Source organism: Sphaerotilus sp. FB-3 (assembly GCF_023706025.1).
GTDB classification, from domain to species: Bacteria; Pseudomonadota; Gammaproteobacteria; order Burkholderiales; family Burkholderiaceae_C; genus Sphaerotilus; species Sphaerotilus sulfidivorans.
The window spans coordinates 1-15397 of record NZ_BQWE01000059.1 but is presented as its reverse complement, the minus strand read 5'-3'; the positions used below and the strand labels follow the sequence as shown (position 1 = coordinate 15397).

At 69.2% G+C, this 15397-nt stretch carries 12 protein-coding genes and 1 pseudogene; 7 read left to right on the top strand and 6 right to left on the bottom strand.

The window, feature by feature from the left end:
* Positions 1 to 4 precede the first annotated feature (4 nt).
* Together NFT33_RS18085 and NFT33_RS18080 are read right to left on the bottom strand one after the other, a co-directional pair.
* Positions 5 to 1450, bottom strand: coding sequence for a S41 family peptidase (locus tag NFT33_RS18085; protein ID WP_149503305.1), 1446 nt, complete (start codon positions 1448 to 1450; stop codon positions 5 to 7).
* Positions 1451 to 1564: 114 nt separating this feature from the next.
* Positions 1565 to 2650, bottom strand: a complete 1086-nt coding sequence (locus tag NFT33_RS18080) for an ABC transporter ATP-binding protein (protein ID WP_149503304.1) — start codon at positions 2648 to 2650, stop codon at positions 1565 to 1567.
* Between the two features lie 103 nt (positions 2651 to 2753).
* Here NFT33_RS18080 and NFT33_RS18075 point away from each other — a divergent pair, with 103 nt between their 5' ends.
* The 6 genes from NFT33_RS18075 to NFT33_RS18050 all read left to right on the top strand — a co-directional run bounded on the left by NFT33_RS18075 (position 2754) and on the right by NFT33_RS18050 (position 12707).
* Entirely contained in the window at positions 2754 to 4418 is a 1665-nt protein-coding gene (locus NFT33_RS18075) for an ABC transporter permease (protein WP_251677434.1), read from the top strand.
* Positions 4419 to 4586: 168 nt separating this feature from the next.
* Complete coding sequence (locus tag NFT33_RS18070) at positions 4587 to 5771, top strand: glycosyltransferase (protein ID WP_251677432.1); 1185 nt, start codon at positions 4587 to 4589, stop codon at positions 5769 to 5771.
* A 198-nt stretch (positions 5772 to 5969) separates the two neighbouring features.
* Complete coding sequence (locus NFT33_RS18065; protein ID WP_220785391.1) at positions 5970 to 6578, top strand: TRAP transporter small permease subunit; 609 nt, start codon at positions 5970 to 5972, stop codon at positions 6576 to 6578.
* Entirely contained in the window at positions 6575 to 8362 is a 1788-nt protein-coding gene (locus NFT33_RS18060) for a TRAP transporter large permease (RefSeq protein ID WP_251677429.1), read from the top strand. The genes NFT33_RS18065 and NFT33_RS18060 overlap by 4 nt, the downstream gene beginning before the upstream one ends.
* A 143-nt stretch (positions 8363 to 8505) precedes the next feature.
* Positions 8506 to 9618, top strand: a complete 1113-nt coding sequence (locus NFT33_RS18055) for an efflux RND transporter periplasmic adaptor subunit (protein WP_251677428.1) — start codon at positions 8506 to 8508, stop codon at positions 9616 to 9618.
* Positions 9615 to 12707, top strand: coding sequence for an efflux RND transporter permease subunit (locus NFT33_RS18050; RefSeq protein ID WP_251677426.1), 3093 nt, complete (start codon positions 9615 to 9617; stop codon positions 12705 to 12707). Before NFT33_RS18055 ends, NFT33_RS18050 begins: the two co-directional genes overlap by 4 nt.
* On the opposite strand, the gene NFT33_RS18045 is transcribed toward NFT33_RS18050, so the two are convergent.
* Together NFT33_RS18045 and NFT33_RS18040 are read right to left on the bottom strand one after the other, a co-directional pair.
* Positions 12685 to 13077: a hypothetical protein gene (locus NFT33_RS18045; protein ID WP_251677424.1), complete on the bottom strand. Its 393-nt coding sequence runs from the start codon at positions 13075 to 13077 to the stop codon at positions 12685 to 12687. The genes NFT33_RS18050 and NFT33_RS18045 overlap by 23 nt on opposite strands.
* 7 nt (positions 13078 to 13084) lie before the next feature.
* Entirely contained in the window at positions 13085 to 13477 is a 393-nt protein-coding gene (locus tag NFT33_RS18040) for a VOC family protein (protein ID WP_251677422.1), read from the bottom strand.
* A gap of 127 nt (positions 13478 to 13604) precedes the next feature.
* Here NFT33_RS18040 and NFT33_RS18035 point away from each other — a divergent pair.
* Positions 13605 to 13937: pseudogene (locus NFT33_RS18035) on the top strand (transposase); the annotation flags it as partial.
* Positions 13938 to 14389: 452 nt separating this feature from the next.
* Here the strand turns inward: NFT33_RS18035 and NFT33_RS18030 are convergent.
* Together NFT33_RS18030 and NFT33_RS19285 are read right to left on the bottom strand one after the other, a co-directional pair.
* A complete protein-coding gene (locus tag NFT33_RS18030; protein WP_251677420.1) occupies positions 14390 to 14830 on the bottom strand; it encodes a hypothetical protein in 441 nt (146 codons plus the stop codon).
* A 229-nt stretch (positions 14831 to 15059) separates the two neighbouring features.
* A partial coding sequence (locus tag NFT33_RS19285) for a transposase (protein ID WP_309296166.1) occupies positions 15060 to 15397 on the bottom strand: 338 nt, incomplete at its 5' end.

Here is a 15397-nt window from a genome sequence, read left to right as displayed (position 1 = left end):
CGTCTCAGTTCGCCTTCGGCTCGACCGGCTTGCGCTCGGTCTGGGTCTTCGACGCCACCACCGGGCGCCCCTTCAGGCGGTTGAGCGCCTGCTGCAGCTGGAAATCCTCGGGCGTGCCGTATTCCGGCAGCTTCGGGGCCTTGTCCTTGCTGTCGCGCGCTTCCTCGAGCTTCTTCAGCGCCTCCTCGCGGGCCTTCTCGCGGGCGGCATCCTTCTTCTCGGCCGCACCGCTGCCGTCGCCCAGGTGCTTGTCGAGATCGGCCTCGCGCATGCGCAGCGCCGCGAACGGGCTGCCCTCGGCGGTCTCGTCGACCAGCACGTCGGGCACGATGCCCTTGGCCTGGATCGACTGGCCCGACGGGGTGTAGTAGCGCGCGGTGGTGATCTTCAGCGAGGTGTTGGGCATCGGCAGGCGTGCGATCTCGCTCTGCACCGAGCCCTTGCCGAAGGTCTGCGATCCCATGATGACCGCGCGCTTGTGGTCACGCAGCGCGCCGGCGACGATCTCGCTGGCCGAGGCCGAGCCCTCGTTGACCAGCACCACCACCGGCACCGTCTTCAGCGCGGCGGGCAGTCCGGCGAGCAGGTCGCTGCCATCGCGCGAGTAGAACATCGGCGAGGCCTTCAGCACGCTGCGCGCCTCCGGGATCTGGCCGTTGGTCGACACCACCACCACGTCGCGGGGCAGGAAGACCGCCGAGACGCCGACCGCGGTGTCGAGCAGGCCGCCGGGATCGTTGCGCAGGTCGAGCACCAGGCCCTTGAGCTGCGGATCCTTCTGGTAGATCTCGCGCAGCTGCTCGGTGAAGTCGCGCAGCGTCGGCTCCTGGAACTGGTTGATGCGGATCCAGGCGTAGCCGGGCTCGACCACCTTCGAGCGCACGCTCTTGGTCTTGATCTCCTCGCGGATGATGGTGACCGGGAAGGTGCGGTTGTCGGCCTTGCGGAACACTGTCAGCACGACCTTCGTGCCGCTGGGGCCGCGCATGCGCTTGATGGCCTGGTCCATGTTCAGGCCCTTGACCATCGTGTCGTCGATGCGGGTGATCAGGTCGCCGGTCTGCAGGCCGGCGCGGAAGGCCGGCGAGCCCTCGATCGGCGAGACCACCTTGACCAGACCGTCATCCATCTCGATCTGGATGCCCACGCCGGTGAACTTGCCGCTGATGCCCTCGCGGAATTCCTTGAAGGCCTGGCCCTCGAAATAGGCCGAATGCGGGTCCAGCCCGGACACCATGCCGCCGATCGCGTCGCGGATCAGCTTCTTCTCGTCGACCGGCTCGACATAGGAGCGCTTGACCAGATCGAAGACCGCAGCGAGCTGCTGCATGTCCTCCAGCGGCAGCGGCGACATCGCGCTGCGCGCGGTCGCCTGCAGCTGCATCGTCGTCAGGGCGCCTGCGACCGCACCGATCGCCAGCCAGCCCGCCACCTTCAACTTGCTTCCCATCTCGCACACCTTTCGCGTCGCGCAGCGGGCCCGCGGAAAAACCCGTCCCGGTGCGCATCCAATATCGTGCGGCCAGTATAGGTCGGGCCCGACACCCCCGACATGCCGACGAGATCAGGCCGCGACCACGCCTTTCAAGTCGCGCGGGAAAGTCACGACATGATCCAGCTCGGCACGAATGCCGATCCACTCGCCGACCGCATGATCGTGGTGCGAGGGCACATGCGCCATCACCAGCTCGCCGCTGGCCAGCTCGAGCGTGTAGAGGAACTCCGAGCCCCGGAAGGCCTTGGCGCGGATGCGCGCCTTCACCGCGCTGTCGTCGTCGTGCACGATGTCGTCGGCACGCAGCAGCACGTCGCACTCGCCGCCGATGCCCGGCAGCGGGCACTCGAAGCGGTCCGACCACTCGCCCAGCGCGCTGCGCACCCGCGCACCCTCGGGCCCGGAGACCACCCGCGCCGGCGCGAAGACCCCGTGGCCGACGAAGGTGGCGACAAAGCGGGTGGCGGGGCGGTGATAGAGCGCATAGGGCTCGTCCCACTGCTGCAGCTCGCCGTCGTTCATCACCCCGACCAGATCGGCCACCGCGAAGGCCTCCATCTGGTCATGGGTGACGAACAGCGCGGTGGTCTCGGCCTGCTTCAGGATCGCGCGCACCTCCTGCGCCAGACGCTCGCGCAGGTCGACATCGAGGCTGGAGAAGGGCTCGTCCATCAGCAGCAGGCGCGGCTTCGGGGCCAGCGCGCGCGCCAGCGCGATGCGCTGCTGCTGGCCGCCGGAGAGCTGGTGCGGATGGCGCGAGGCCGCGCCGGCCAGCCCGACCAGATCGAGCATCTGCGCCACCCGCGCCTGCTGCTCGGCACGCGGCAGGCCCTTGAGGCCGAACAGCACGTTCTCGGCCACCGTCATGTGAGGAAAGAGCGCGTAGTCCTGGAAGACCATGCCGATGCGGCGCTGCTCGGGCGGCAGGTGCCGGCCGGCGGCGGCATCGCTGACCGCATCGCCCTCGAGCACCACCCGGCCGCGCGCCGGACGCTCCAGGCCGGCCACCGCGCGCAGCAGCGAGGTCTTGCCGCAGCCCGAAGGCCCGAGCAGCGCGCCGATCTGCCCGCGCTCGAGCGCGAGCGAGACATGCCGGACGCTGGCGCGCGCGGCGCCCGGATACTGGACACTGAGCTGATCGACGTGCAGGAACATGGGCGCAGGGACTCGCAAGGACTCGTCTTGAGGTTCTGCCTCTATCATAGCCGGGCTCGCCAATGCAAATCATTCACGATAACGACTTTCCCGAAGCTCTCCCATGTCCGCGACCCCTCTCGCCCGCCTGCGCGCCGAGCCGCCCCACCCGCTGCAATGGCTGCTCGCGCTGCTGTGCCTGGTGCTGGCGCTGCCGGTGCTGTCGATCGCCTCGTCCTGGCTGAGCTTCGACGCCACCGCCCGCGAGACGCTGGCCCATCAGCTCGACACCGTGCTGCCGGGCTATGCGCTGGCCTCGCTGCAGCTGACGCTGCCGGTGGCGCTGGGCGTGGCGGTGGTGGGCGGCGGCGCGGCGGCGCTGGTGACGCTGCTGCGCTTTCCCGGCCGCGGGGTGATGGAGTGGGCGCTGCTGCTGCCGCTGGCGATGCCCGCCTATGTGCTGGCCTATGTCTACACCGACACGCTGCAGTCCAGCGGCCCGCTGCAGGTCTGGCTGCGCGCGCGCACCGGCGCCACCGGCGCGCTCTGGCCCGACATCCGCAGCACCGGCGGCGCGGTCGTGCTGTTCATCCTGACGCTCTACCCGTATGTCTACCTGCTGACGCGCACCGCGCTGACCGAGCGCGGCGCGGTGCTGATGGAGGCCGCGCGGCTGCTCGGCGCCGGCCCGTGGCGGCGGCTGACCGAGGTGGCGCTGCCGATGGCACGGCCCGCGCTGGCCGCCGGCGTGGCGCTGGCGCTGATGGAGACGCTGGCCGACTATGGCGTCGGCGCCTATTTCGGCCTGAACACCTTCACCACCGGCATCTACAAGGCCTGGCTCTCCTTCGGCGACCGCCATGCCGCAGCGCAGCTCGCCACCGTGCTGCTGCTGGTGGTGGGCGTGCTGGTGTGGCTGGAGCGGCGCGCGCAGTCGCGGCTGCGCTTCTCGACCTCCCGCGGACCGGGCAGCAGCCCGGAGGCCCGCCCGGTGCAGCTGCAGGGCGCCGCGGCCTGGGCGGCGCTGGCGGCCTGCCTGCTGCCGGTGGTGCTGGGCTTCCTGCTGCCGGTGGCGCTGCTGCTGCGCCTGGTGACGCTGGAGGCGCTGCACGGCGAGTTCGGCCTGCCGTGGGAGCGCTTCGGCCAGTGGGCCTGGGCGAGCCTGCGCCTGTCCGGCCTGGCCGCGCTGGCCGCCGCCGGCATGGCGCTGCTGCTGGCCTTCGCGAGCCGGCTGCGCCCGCATCCGCTGCTGGGCGCAGGCGTGCGGGTGGTCTCGCTGGGCTATGCGGTGCCGGGCGCGGTGATCGCCATCGGCCTGCTGCTGCCCTCGGGCTGGGCGCAGCAGCGCTGGCCCGACAGCCAGATCGGCACGCTGCTGACCAGCACCTCGCTGGGCCTGGTCTATGCCTATCTGGTGCGCTTCTCGGCGGTGGCGCTGCAGTCGGTCGAGGCCGGCTATGCGCGCCTGCCCGGCAGCCTGGACGAGACCGCGCGCATGCTCGGCGCCGGCAACGCACGCATTCTGGGCCGCATCCATCTGCCGCTGCTGCACCGCACGGTGCTGGCCGCGGCGCTGCTGGTCTTCGTCGACGTGATGAAGGAGCTGCCCGCCACGCTGGCGCTGCGCCCCTTCAACAGCGACACGCTGGCGATCATCGCCTCGCAGCTGGCCCGCGACGAACGTCTGGCCGAGGCCGCCCTGCCCTCGCTGGCGCTGGTGGTGGTCGGGCTGGCGCCGGTCATCCTGCTGTCGAGGGCCATGCGGCGCGGCGACAGTCTGGCGACCTGATCGCCGGCCCGACCTCAAGCCCAGCATTCACACAGGGGGGGACAAGGACCGCGCCGGCCGTGCAGCAGATCACGGCAACATGGAAGACACATCCAGAAACACCTTTTCGCGGGGAATGCACAAAACGGCACAGGTCGAAAAATCGGCGACGACCTGCGAGACCCTGGCATGCCCCCATCCAACCGCCCCCCCCTTCGCGCAACCCTGCTCGGCCCGGACATCGAGCACCGGCGCAGCCTCGAGGCGATGCTCGACACACGCTGCGCGGTGTCGTGGATGCCGGACTCGAGCAGCTTCTTCCGCGACCGGCCGGTCACGCTGGCGCGGCGTCTGCAGCGGGCCTTCGACCAGTTCGGCGGCACCCGCGATCCGGCCTTCCGCCAGGCGCTGCTGCGCCATCTCGACGAGCACCGCACCGAGGTGGTGGTCGCCTACTGGGGCACCAATCCGCTGGCCGATCTGCTGGCCATCCGCCAGCTGCGCCCGGGCATCCGGCTGGTGCTGATGGTGCTGTGCTATCCGCTGGCGCTCGACGAGCTGGGCGTGCGCCGCCAGCACTGGATGCTGCGCCGCGCCGCGCCCCATCTGGACGGCGTGCTGTTCCCGAGCGAGGCGATGCGCGGCCATTTCCAGGCCCACCGGCTGCTGCAGCGCGCAGGCCGCGAGGTGGCCGACCTGGTGCTGCCGCCGTGCTGGCCGGCCAGTTTCCAGCCCCCTCTGGAGACCGACACGCCGCCCGCGCCGGCCTCCAGCGGCCCCAACCTGATCTTCGTCGGCCGCACCGACCTGTCGCATCCGACGATCCACGCAGCCGACGACCTGCGCGGGCCGATGCGCGAGCTGCTCGCGCAGGGCATCGAGCTGCACCATGTGCACTCGCCCGAGACCGACGACGGCCATCCGCTGCGCCGCCCCTTCGCGCCCGACAGCCAGACCGGACTGCTGGCGCGCATGGCCCGGCATGACGCCAGCCTGATCCTCTACAACACCGCCGCCTGCGAGCGGGCCGACCGCTTCGACCTGACGGTGCCCGACCGGCTGATCTCCAGCGTCGCCGCCGGCGTGCCGATCGCGCTGCCGGCGCGTGGCTACCGGGCCGCGCACGACCATCTGGCCGACCATCCGGCGGTGATCGCCTTCGAGTCCTTCGCCGATCTGGCCCGGCAGCTGGCCGACCGGCCGCGCATCGCCGCGATGCGCCAGGCCGCCTGGCAAGGCCGCAGCCGGCATGCCGCCGAATGGCAGGGCCCGCGGCTGTGCCGCTTCCTCGAGGAGCTGGCGCCGCGCCCGGTGCCCCAGCCCTCGCGCCCGGCCGCCACCCGACGCGACAGCGCACGCGAAGTCGTCGCCTAGGACCACGCACCGGCAGCGAGAAGCACGGGGGATGAGGACGGCGTGGCTGCTGCGTAGTGCCGCGTAGTCGTAACACCCGATGGGCTGAATCAGGGTTTTCGAGTGTGATCGGGGCCATGGTTCCTGAAGATCAGGAACCGCGTGCATCTTCCCCGGTTTCCACTTTTCCTCACTTCCACTTCTCCCCGGAGATTCCCCTTGTCCGCCCTCCTGAAACTCTCAGGCTGGATCGATTCGTTCAATGAACGGATCGGCCGGCTGCTGTCATGGCTGGTGCTCGCCGCAGTGCTGATCAGCGCCGGCAACGCCATCCTGCGCAAGACCTTCAACATCGGCTCGAACGCCTTCCTGGAAATCCAGTGGTATCTGTTCGCGGCCGTGTTCATGCTCGGCGCCGGCTATGCCTTCCTGAAGAACGCCCATGTGCGCATCGACTTCATCTCCTCGAAGCTGTCGACCCGCGCCAACACGATCATCGACATTCTCGGCATCGTGGTGTTCCTGGTGCCGCTGTGCCTGATCCTGATCGACCTGTCCTGGCCGCTGTTCACGCAGGCCTACGCCAGCGGCGAGATGAGCCAGAACGCCGGCGGCCTGATCCGCTGGCCGGTGCTGCTGATGATCCCGGCCGGCTTCGCGATCCTGCTGGTGCAGGCGCTGTCGGAGCTGATCAAGCGGGTGGCCTACCTGCAGGGCCTGCGCGATGACCCGATGTCGGTCGAGCACGGCCCGAGCGACGAGGAAAAGCTCGCCGCCGAGCTGGCCGCCAAGGCCGAGCAGGCCGCCCGCGAAGGAGCACGCGCATGATCGAGTTCATCACCCAGAATTTCGTGCCGCTGATGTTCGGCGGCCTGCTGGCCTTCCTGCTGACCGGCATTCCGGTGGCCTTCGGCCTGGCCGCCACCGGCCTGGTGTTCGGCTTTCTCGGCATGGAGGTGGGGCTGTTCGGCAGCACCATGTTCCAGGCGCTGCCGCTGCGGATCTTCGGGATCATGCAGAACGACACCCTGCTGGCGATTCCCTTCTTCACCTTCATGGGCATCATCCTGGAGCGATCCGGGATGGCGGAGGATCTGCTCGAGACCGTCGGCCAGGTCTTCGGCCCGCTGCGCGGCGGTCTGGCAGTCGCGGTGATCCTGGTCGGCGCGCTGCTGGCGGCCACCACCGGCGTGGTCGCGGCGGCCGTGATCTCGATGGGCCTGATCTCGCTGCCCATCATGCTGCGCTACGGCTACAACCGCACCATCGCCACCGGCACCATCACCGCCTCCGGCACGCTGGCGCAGGCGATTCCGCCCTCGCTGGTGCTGATCGTGCTGGCCGACCAGCTCGGCCGCTCGGTCGGCGACATGTACGCCGGCGCGCTGGTGCCGGGCCTGCTGCTGGTGGGTCTGTACCTGTCCTTCATCGCGGTCGTGGCGATCGTCAAGCCGGACTGGGTGCCCGCCCTGCCGCCGGAGGCGCGCATCTACCGCGAAGACAACGGCGCGAGCGGCCACAAGTCGCTGCTGGCGCTGCTGGCGATCTGCGGCGCCGCCGGCTGGGGCTGGGCGCAGGTGCACGAGAGCATCATGAACCCGTGGATGGAGCGCACGCTGCCGGCCCCGGGCGACGAGGTGGTCATCCTGTCGATGACGGTCGCCTCCTTCCTGGCCCTCGGCCTGGCGATGGTCAACCGGGTGCTGAAGATGGGCCTGCTGTCGAAGCTGGCCGAGCGCTTCACCTTCGTGCTGATTCCGCCGCTGGTGCTGATCTTCCTGGTGCTGGGCACGATCTTCCTGGGCGTGGCCACCCCGACCGAGGGCGGCGCGATGGGCGCGGTCGGTGCGCTGCTGATGGCGATGTCGCGCGGCCAGATCAATCGCCGCCTGATGAACCAGGCGCTCGACAGCACCGCTCGCCTGAGCTGCTTCGTGCTGTTCATCCTGATCGGCTCGACGGTGTTCAGCTTCACCTTCAACGCCGCCGACGGCCACATCTGGGTCGAGCATCTGTTCGACAACATGCCCGGCGGCGCGATGGGCTTCCTGATCGTCGTGAACCTGCTGGTCTTCGTGCTGGGCATGTTCATCGACTTCTTCGAGATCGCCTTCATCGTGGTGCCGATGCTGGCGCCGGTGGCCGAGAAGCTGCTGCCCGAGCTGCTGCCCGAGGGCTACCCGGCCGACTTCGCGCTGGTGTGGTTCGGCGTGATCCTGGCGATGAACCTGCAGACCTCCTTCCTGACGCCGCCGTTCGGCTTCGCGCTGTTCTACCTGCGCAGCGTCGCGGCCAAGAAGGACTACAAGGACCGCGTCACCGGCGAGATGATCCCGGCGGTGCAGACCACCGAGATCTACAAGGGCTCGATCGCCTTCATCGTGCTGCAGCTGATCATGGTCGCGGTGGTCATCGCCTACCCGACGCTGGTGTCGGGCGATGGCACGCAGGCGACCAAGATCGATGCCGACCAGGCGCTCGAGCAGATGATGGGCGGCGACACCCCGCAGGCCGAGCCGAGCATGGACGGACTGGAGCCGGCCGGCGCCGCCTCCGAACCCGATCCGATGGACGCCTTCAAGGACATGGAGAAGCCGGCCGAGTCGAAGTGACCCGACCTGCAGGCTGACCGGCGCCGCCCGGTCATCGGCGGACACGCATTCGTTGATAAGCTCACGAAATGCGTGTCCGCCTTCTTCATTTCCGTCCGGCGCCTTGGTGCCCCCACCTTCTCGCCGCGCTGCTGCCGGCCCTGATGACACTGGTGACGCTGGCCCCGCAGCCGGCCGAGGCGCAGGCCTCCTCCTCGCCCTCGGCGACACCGGCAACAGCGGCCACAGCCTCGGCCGGCGGCCGTGCCGCCCTGAGCGTGCAGGCGGTGTCGCCCCGGCGCGAGATGCTGGCGCGCACGCTGTCGGCCAGCGGCGGCCTGGCCGCCTGGCAGGAGGTGGTGATCGGCGCCGAGACCCAGGGGCTGCGGCTGGTCGAGGTCGCGGTGCAGGTCGGCGAGCGGGTGCGCCGCGGCCAGCTGCTGGCGCGGCTGCAGTCCGACACGCTGACGGCCGAGCGGGCCGCCACCCAGGCCGCGCTGGCCGAGGCCGAGGCGGTGCTGGCGCAGGCGCGGCTCGAGGCCGAGCGCGACCGCGCGCTGCAGGCCGGTGGCGCCCTGAGCGCCCAGCAGCTGCAGCAGACCCTGACCGCCGAGACCACCGCCCGCACCCGCGTGCAGGCCCTGAAGGCACGGCTGCAGGCCGACGAGGTGCGGCTGGCCCAGACCCGACTGCTCGCGCCCGACGACGGCCTGATCTCCGCCCGGCTGGCCACCGTCGGCGCGGTCGCCCAGCCGGGGCAGGAGCTGTTCCGGCTGATCCGCCAGGGCCGCATCGAGTGGCGCGCCGAGCTCTCCGGCGCCGACATGGCCCGCCTGGGCCCGGGCACCGCGGTGCGGCTCACGCCCGCCGGCACCGACACGGTGCTCGAGGGCCGGGTGCGCCAGATCGCGCCGACGGTCGATCCGGCCACCCGCCAGGGCCTGGTCTATGTCGACCTGACGCCAGGCGCGGCCGCCTCGCCGGTGGCGCGGCCCGGCATGCTCGCACGCGGCGAGTTCCAGCTCGGCGGCAGCGAGGCGCTGACGCTGCCTCAGGGCGCGGTGCTGCTGCGCGAGGGCTTCAGCATCGTCATGCGCATCGAGGCCGACGCGCGGGTGCGCGAGGTCAAGGTGCGCACCGGCCGGCGCGTCGGCGACCGGGTCGAGATCCTGGAGGGACTGGACGCGCAGGCGCGGGTGGTGGCGCAAGGCGCCGGCTTCCTGGGCGACGGCGACCGGGTCAAGGTGGTCGGCACCGCCTCGGGAGCCGCCAAGTGAATGTCTCCGCCTGGTCGATCCGCAATCCGATTCCCGCGATCCTGCTGTTCCTGCTGCTGACGCTCGCCGGCCTGATGGGCTTCCGGGCGATGACGGTGCAGGACTTTCCCGACATCGACCTGCCCTCGGTCACCGTCAGCGCCGCGCTGCCGGGCGCGGCGCCGGCGCAGCTCGAGACCGAGGTCGCACGCAAGATGGAGAACGCGCTGGCCGCGCTCAAGGGCCTGAAGCATCTCTACACCACGGTGCAGGACGGCGCGGTCACCATCACCGCCGAGTTCCGGCTCGAGAAGCCCACGCAGGAGGCGGTCGACGATGTGCGCGACGCCATCGCGCGCATCCGCTCCGACCTGCCGGCCGACCTGCGCGACCCGGTGGTGCAGAAGGTCGACCTGGCCGGCACGCCGATCCTGACCTACACCATCGCCTCCGACCGGATGGACGACGAGACGCTGAGCTGGTTCGTCGACGACGCGGTCAGCCGGCGCATGCTGGCGGTGCGCGGCGTGGGCGCGGTCTCGCGGGTCGGCGGCGTCAGCCGCGAGGTGCGCGTCGAGCTCGATCCGGCGATGCTGCTGGCGCTGGGCGCCAGCGCCTCCGACGTGTCGCGCCAGCTGCGCCAGATCCAGCAGGACGCGCCCGGCGGCCGCAGCGACCTCGGCGGCGCCGAGCAGGCGGTGCGCACCCTGGCCACCGTGCGCAGCGCCGACGAGCTCGCCCGCATGGAGATCGTGCTGTCGGACGGCCGGCGGGTGCGGCTCGACCAGATCGCGCGGGTCAGCGACACGGTGGCCGAGCGCCGCTCGGCCGCGCTGCTCGACGGCCGGCCGGTGGTCGGCTTCGAGATCACCCGCAGCAAGGGCACCGGCGAGATCGAGGTCGCCGAGGGCGTGCGGGCCCAGATCGAGCGGCTGCGCGCCGAGCATCCCGAGATCACCTTCACCGAGGCCTTCAACTTCGTCGATCCGGTCCAGGAGGGCTACGAGGGCTCGATGTACCTGCTCTACGAGGGCGCGGTGCTGGCGATCATCGTGGTCTGGTTCTTCCTGCGCGACTGGCGCGCGACCCTGGTCTCGGCGGTGGCGCTGCCGCTGTCGGCCATCCCGACCTTCGCGCTGATGCACTGGCTGGGCTTCACCGTCAATGTGGTGACGCTGCTGAGCCTGTCGCTGGTGGTGGGCATCCTGGTCGACGACGCCATCGTCGAGATCGAGAACATCATGCGCCACCTCGCGATGGGCAAGACGCCCTTCGAGGCGGCGATGGAGGCGGCCGACGAGATCGGCCTGGCGGTGATCGCCACCACCTTCACGCTGATCGCGGTCTTCCTGCCGACCGCCTTCATGGGCGGGGTGGCGGGCAAGTTCTTCGTGCAGTTCGGCTGGACCGCGGCGATCGCGGTGTTCTTCTCGCTGGTGGTGGCGCGCATGCTCACGCCGATGATGGCCGCCTACCTGCTGCGCCCGGTCGCGCATGCCGAGAAGCCGCCGCGCTGGATGGGCGCCTACCTGAAGATGGCCGCCTGGTGCCTGAAGCACCGCCTGCTGACGATGCTGGCCACCGCGGTCTTCTTCATCGGCTCCTTCCTGCTGGTGCCGCTGCTGCCCACCGGCTTCATCCCGCCCGACGATCTGTCGCAGACCCAGGTCACGGTGACGCTGCCACCGGGCTCGACGCTGGCCGACACCACCGCGGCGGCCGAGCAGGCCCGGGCGCTGGTGGGCTCGCATCCGCAGGTGAAGATGGTCTACACCGCCATCGGCGGCGGCGCGGCCGGCGCCGACCCGTTTGCGCCGCAGGGCGCGGCCGAGGTGCGCAAGGCGGTGCTGACGATCAACATGACGCACCGCGACGACCGCCCCGGCATCAGCAAGCAGGACATCGAGGCCGACCTGCGCGAGCGGCTCGAGGCGCTGCCGGGCGCACGCACCAAGGTCGGCTTCGGCGGCTCGAGCGAGAAGTACATCCTGGTGCTGGCCGGCGAGAACGGCGAGACGCTGGCCGCGCACGCGCGCCAGGTCGAGCGCGAGCTGCGCACGCTCCCCGGCATCGGCAATGTCACCTCCAGCTCCAGCCTGGTCCGGCCGGAGCTGATCGTGCGGCCCGACCCGGTGCGCGCGGCCGACCTCGGCGTGACCACCGCGGCGATCGCCGACACGCTGCGGGTGGCCACCCGCGGCGACTACGACCAGTCGCTGCCCAAGCTCAATCTCTCGCAGCGCCAGGTGCCGATCGTCGTGCGCCTGCCCGCTGAGGCCCGCACCGATCTCGACCTGCTCGGCCGGCTGCCGGTGCCCGGCGCCCGCGGGCCGGTGATGCTGTCGAGCGTGGCGACGCTGGAGCTGTCCAGCGGCCCGGCGCAGATCGACCGCTACGACCGGCTGCGCAACATCAACTTCGAGATCGAGCTCAACGGCCAGCCGCTGGGCGACATCGAGCGCCAGGCGCTGGCGCTGCCCAGCCTGCAGTCCCTGCCACCCGGCGTGATGCAGACCACCGTCGGCGACGCCGAGGCGATGGCCGAGCTGTTCGAGAGCTTCGGTCTGGCGATGCTCACCGGCGTGCTGTGCATCTATGTGGTGCTGGTGCTGCTGCTGAAGGACTTCATCCAGCCGGTCACCATCCTGGCCGCGCTGGTGCTGTCGATTCCGGGCGCCTTCCTGGCGCTGTTCATCACCCAGACCGCGCTGTCGATGCCCTCGATGATCGGCCTGATCATGCTGATGGGCATCGCCACCAAGAACTCGATCCTGCTGGTCGACTATGTGGTGCTGGCGCGCAAGGAGCACGGCCTGGGCCGGCTGGAGGCGGTGCTCGACGCCTGCCGCAAGCGCGCACGCCCGATCATCATGACGACGATCGCGATGGGCGCGGGCATGATGCCGATCGCGCTGGGCCTGGGGGTCGATCCGAGCTTCCGTGCGCCGATGGCCATCGTCGTGATCGGCGGCCTGATCACCTCGACCTTCCTGAGCCTGCTGGTGATCCCGGTGGTGTTCACCGGCATCGACGACCTGATGACGCTGGGCGGGCGGTGGCTGCGGCGCGGCCGGGGCCGCGCGCCGGTCAGCGACACGCCATCGGCGTGATCTCCTGCCCGGGCTCGACCCGTCGCCAGCCCTGGGTCAGGGCCTGATCGACCGCAGCGGCCGCCACCGTCACCCGCCAGGCCTCGCCCTTGTCGGTGCCGCAGACGGCGGCACGCATGCGCCCGTCCTGGGCGCACTGGGCCGACTGCACCGCCACGCCGGCGGCCTTCAATGCGGCCACCGCCTCGTCCAGTCGGGCCTGCGTGGTGAGTTCGGCCTCGCACTGCAGACTGCCCGAGGCGCGCCAGAGCACCACGCCCGCCGCATCGGCATCGGCCCGGCTGCCGCCTCCGCAGGCGGACAGCAGCAGCGCCGGCATGAAGACCAGCGCGGCCATCCGGCGCTGGCGCCGGATCGGTCGTCCGCTCATGTCCACTTCACTTCGGCCGGTACAGCGCGCAGAGCTTGTGGCCGTCCGGGTCGCGCACATAGGCCAGATGCATCGGGCCGATCGCGCCGTGACGCAGGCCCGGAGGGTCCTCGATCGACAGGCCGCCGTGCGCGACCGCGACATCGTGGAACTGCTGCACCTGTTCGGGCGAATCGCACTTGAAGCCGAGGGTGGCGCCGTTGGCGACGGTGGCCGGCTCGCCGTCGATCGGCTCGGTGACGCAGAAGCTCGAGCCGCCGTGGCGGTAGAACAGGCGCATCTGGCCGGCCGCGTTGCGGTTCTCCATCGCCTCGCCGGCCCCGAGCACGCCGAGCACGGCGTCATAGAAGCGCTTCGAGCGCTCGATGTCGTTGGATCCGACCATCACATGGCTGAACATCGTCCTGTCTCCTGAAGAAGGCGCCGGAATCGGCAGTGAAAGGCGCCGAAGGCGCTCACGAGTGTAGCGAGGCCGCGGCGCGCCCGCCCTCGAGCGCCTCGCCGACATAGCGTCTGACGCGCGGCGGCTGGCCAGCATCGGCCACGGCCACGACTTCGCCAACGGCCGACAGCTCGCCGCCTGGCTCGGACTCGTGCCGGGGCAATACAGCTCCGGCGGCAAGCAGCGTCTCGGGCGCATCACCAAGGCCGGCGACAGTTATCTGCGAACGCTGCTGATCCTGGGGGCACGCGCCACGCTGGCCGCTGCGGCCAGGAAGAAGGACCGGCTCAGCCGCTGGGCGGTGGCGCTGTCCGAGCGGCGCGGCTACTGGAAGGCCGTCGTCGCCGTCGCAGCCAAGAATGCCCGCATGGCCTGGGCGATGCTCGCCAAAGGTGAGGAATTCAAACCCGTGACGTGAGCCGACCCGGCCCGTCGAACCGATTTCGAATGTCTCATCCAACACCGTGAAGGAAGAATCTGCCACCGCGTGATGCCTGCGTTGATGGAACAAGGTCAGACCTGCGTGGGGAGTGCTCGGTTAACTCTGGGAGGCGCTCGCAAGAGCAACCTCGGCTAACGAATGGAGCCCCCACGCGCGTCTTTCATCAGGGTCAGCGGCACAGACAGCCGCAGCAAAGACCGGTTGTAGTTTTGCAGTCCGCACCTTGTTCTCCCTGTCAGTCGCCGGTTTCGTGTGCGTTGGTTGGATCGTTTGAACGCTGCTCAGGCGGTTTTCAGAAAAACCCGCCCGGAGAGGTTTTGTTGACTTCGCGGGGATGCCCTTGTAGTTTGAGGTAAGGGGCAGCCGTAGCGCGAAGCGCGGAGGGCACCTGCAAGCGCAGCTTGCAGGCTGTCCCTTTGACCGAGTTGTTAGGAGCGCGGTGCTGCACAATTTGGCCTTTCAACGATTTCCGCAATATCAGCAATGCTTCCGATTGTAAGCAGGACAGGCGCCAGCTCTTTAACTGGGGTGTAGGGGTGCCATGCAAAACGCCACTCGTGTTGCACGATGAATTGAAGCGGTTTGGAGAAAACTGCGCCTAGATTGCTTTTGCCGCCATACACAACGGCAGCATCAATGCCCGCCCACTGAGGCAGCGCTAGCTCTGCTGCGGAGTGAAATCTTTCGCAGAAGTCGTCTACATCATGGATGACGAGGCATGCATCGGTGCCAGGAAAGTCGTCAAAAAGATGTTCATCCCAGCGTTTGGAAAAGCAGATGGTTAAATAGTTAGTACCGACCTCAGATCGGTAGACGACATCGCCAATTGGTTTGATTGTTTGCCCTGTGCCCTCAATCGTGATTGTCACTGCGCTAGCCGGAGATGTGCTAATGCGAACCAACTCATCATCGTGTCGTGCTGCGTCAGTCTCTTGCTGCTTGTAGTCGGTTGCCGGTCGAAGACGAAACTCGCCTAGCTCAAGAGAGCGTTCTAGCCACTTTCTTTCCGAGTATCTATACAGCTTTGGCGGACGTGTAAGGTCGATTTCCATAAGCGCCTAACGCTGGAGCTATTAACCCGGCAATCAAAAGCATCACTCATGCCGCATACCGGATCGATACTGAATTGAAGTAGCGCGCGACCCGTCTTGGTGTGGAGGAAAGCTGACGCATGAAATCTTCTGCCATTCTTTTCAATCCAGTCTTGTCAAGCGCAGCTGGCCGCAATCGCAATTCCGTCTTGAGATCCCGGTTGAGCCATTCATCTGGATTCGCTTCTGGAGAATACGGCGGAAGATAATGCAGTTCGATCTGGTCTTTCCGCTCGTCTACCCACTGCCGCACCTGTTTGGCTTGACATCCTCCCCGCCCTAAAGGACGGGGATTCCGGCAGACACGACCGCTTGCGCGGCCGAGCCTTCGGCGGGTTCCTGCTT

Coding starts and splice junctions, on each gene's coding strand:
- NFT33_RS18085 (WP_149503305.1), bottom strand. CDS start 1,450: ATGGGAAGCAAGTTGAAGGTGGCGGGCTGGCTGGCGATCGGTGCGGTC.
- NFT33_RS18080 (WP_149503304.1), bottom strand. CDS start 2,650: ATGTTCCTGCACGTCGATCAGCTCAGTGTCCAGTATCCGGGCGCCGCG.
- NFT33_RS18075 (WP_251677434.1), top strand. CDS start 2,754: ATGTCCGCGACCCCTCTCGCCCGCCTGCGCGCCGAGCCGCCCCACCCG.
- NFT33_RS18070 (WP_251677432.1), top strand. CDS start 4,587: ATGCCCCCATCCAACCGCCCCCCCCTTCGCGCAACCCTGCTCGGCCCG.
- NFT33_RS18060 (WP_251677429.1), top strand. CDS start 6,575: ATGATCGAGTTCATCACCCAGAATTTCGTGCCGCTGATGTTCGGCGGC.
- NFT33_RS18055 (WP_251677428.1), top strand. CDS start 8,506: ATGACACTGGTGACGCTGGCCCCGCAGCCGGCCGAGGCGCAGGCCTCC.
- NFT33_RS18045 (WP_251677424.1), bottom strand. CDS start 13,077: ATGAGCGGACGACCGATCCGGCGCCAGCGCCGGATGGCCGCGCTGGTC.
- NFT33_RS18040 (WP_251677422.1), bottom strand. CDS start 13,477: ATGTTCAGCCATGTGATGGTCGGATCCAACGACATCGAGCGCTCGAAG.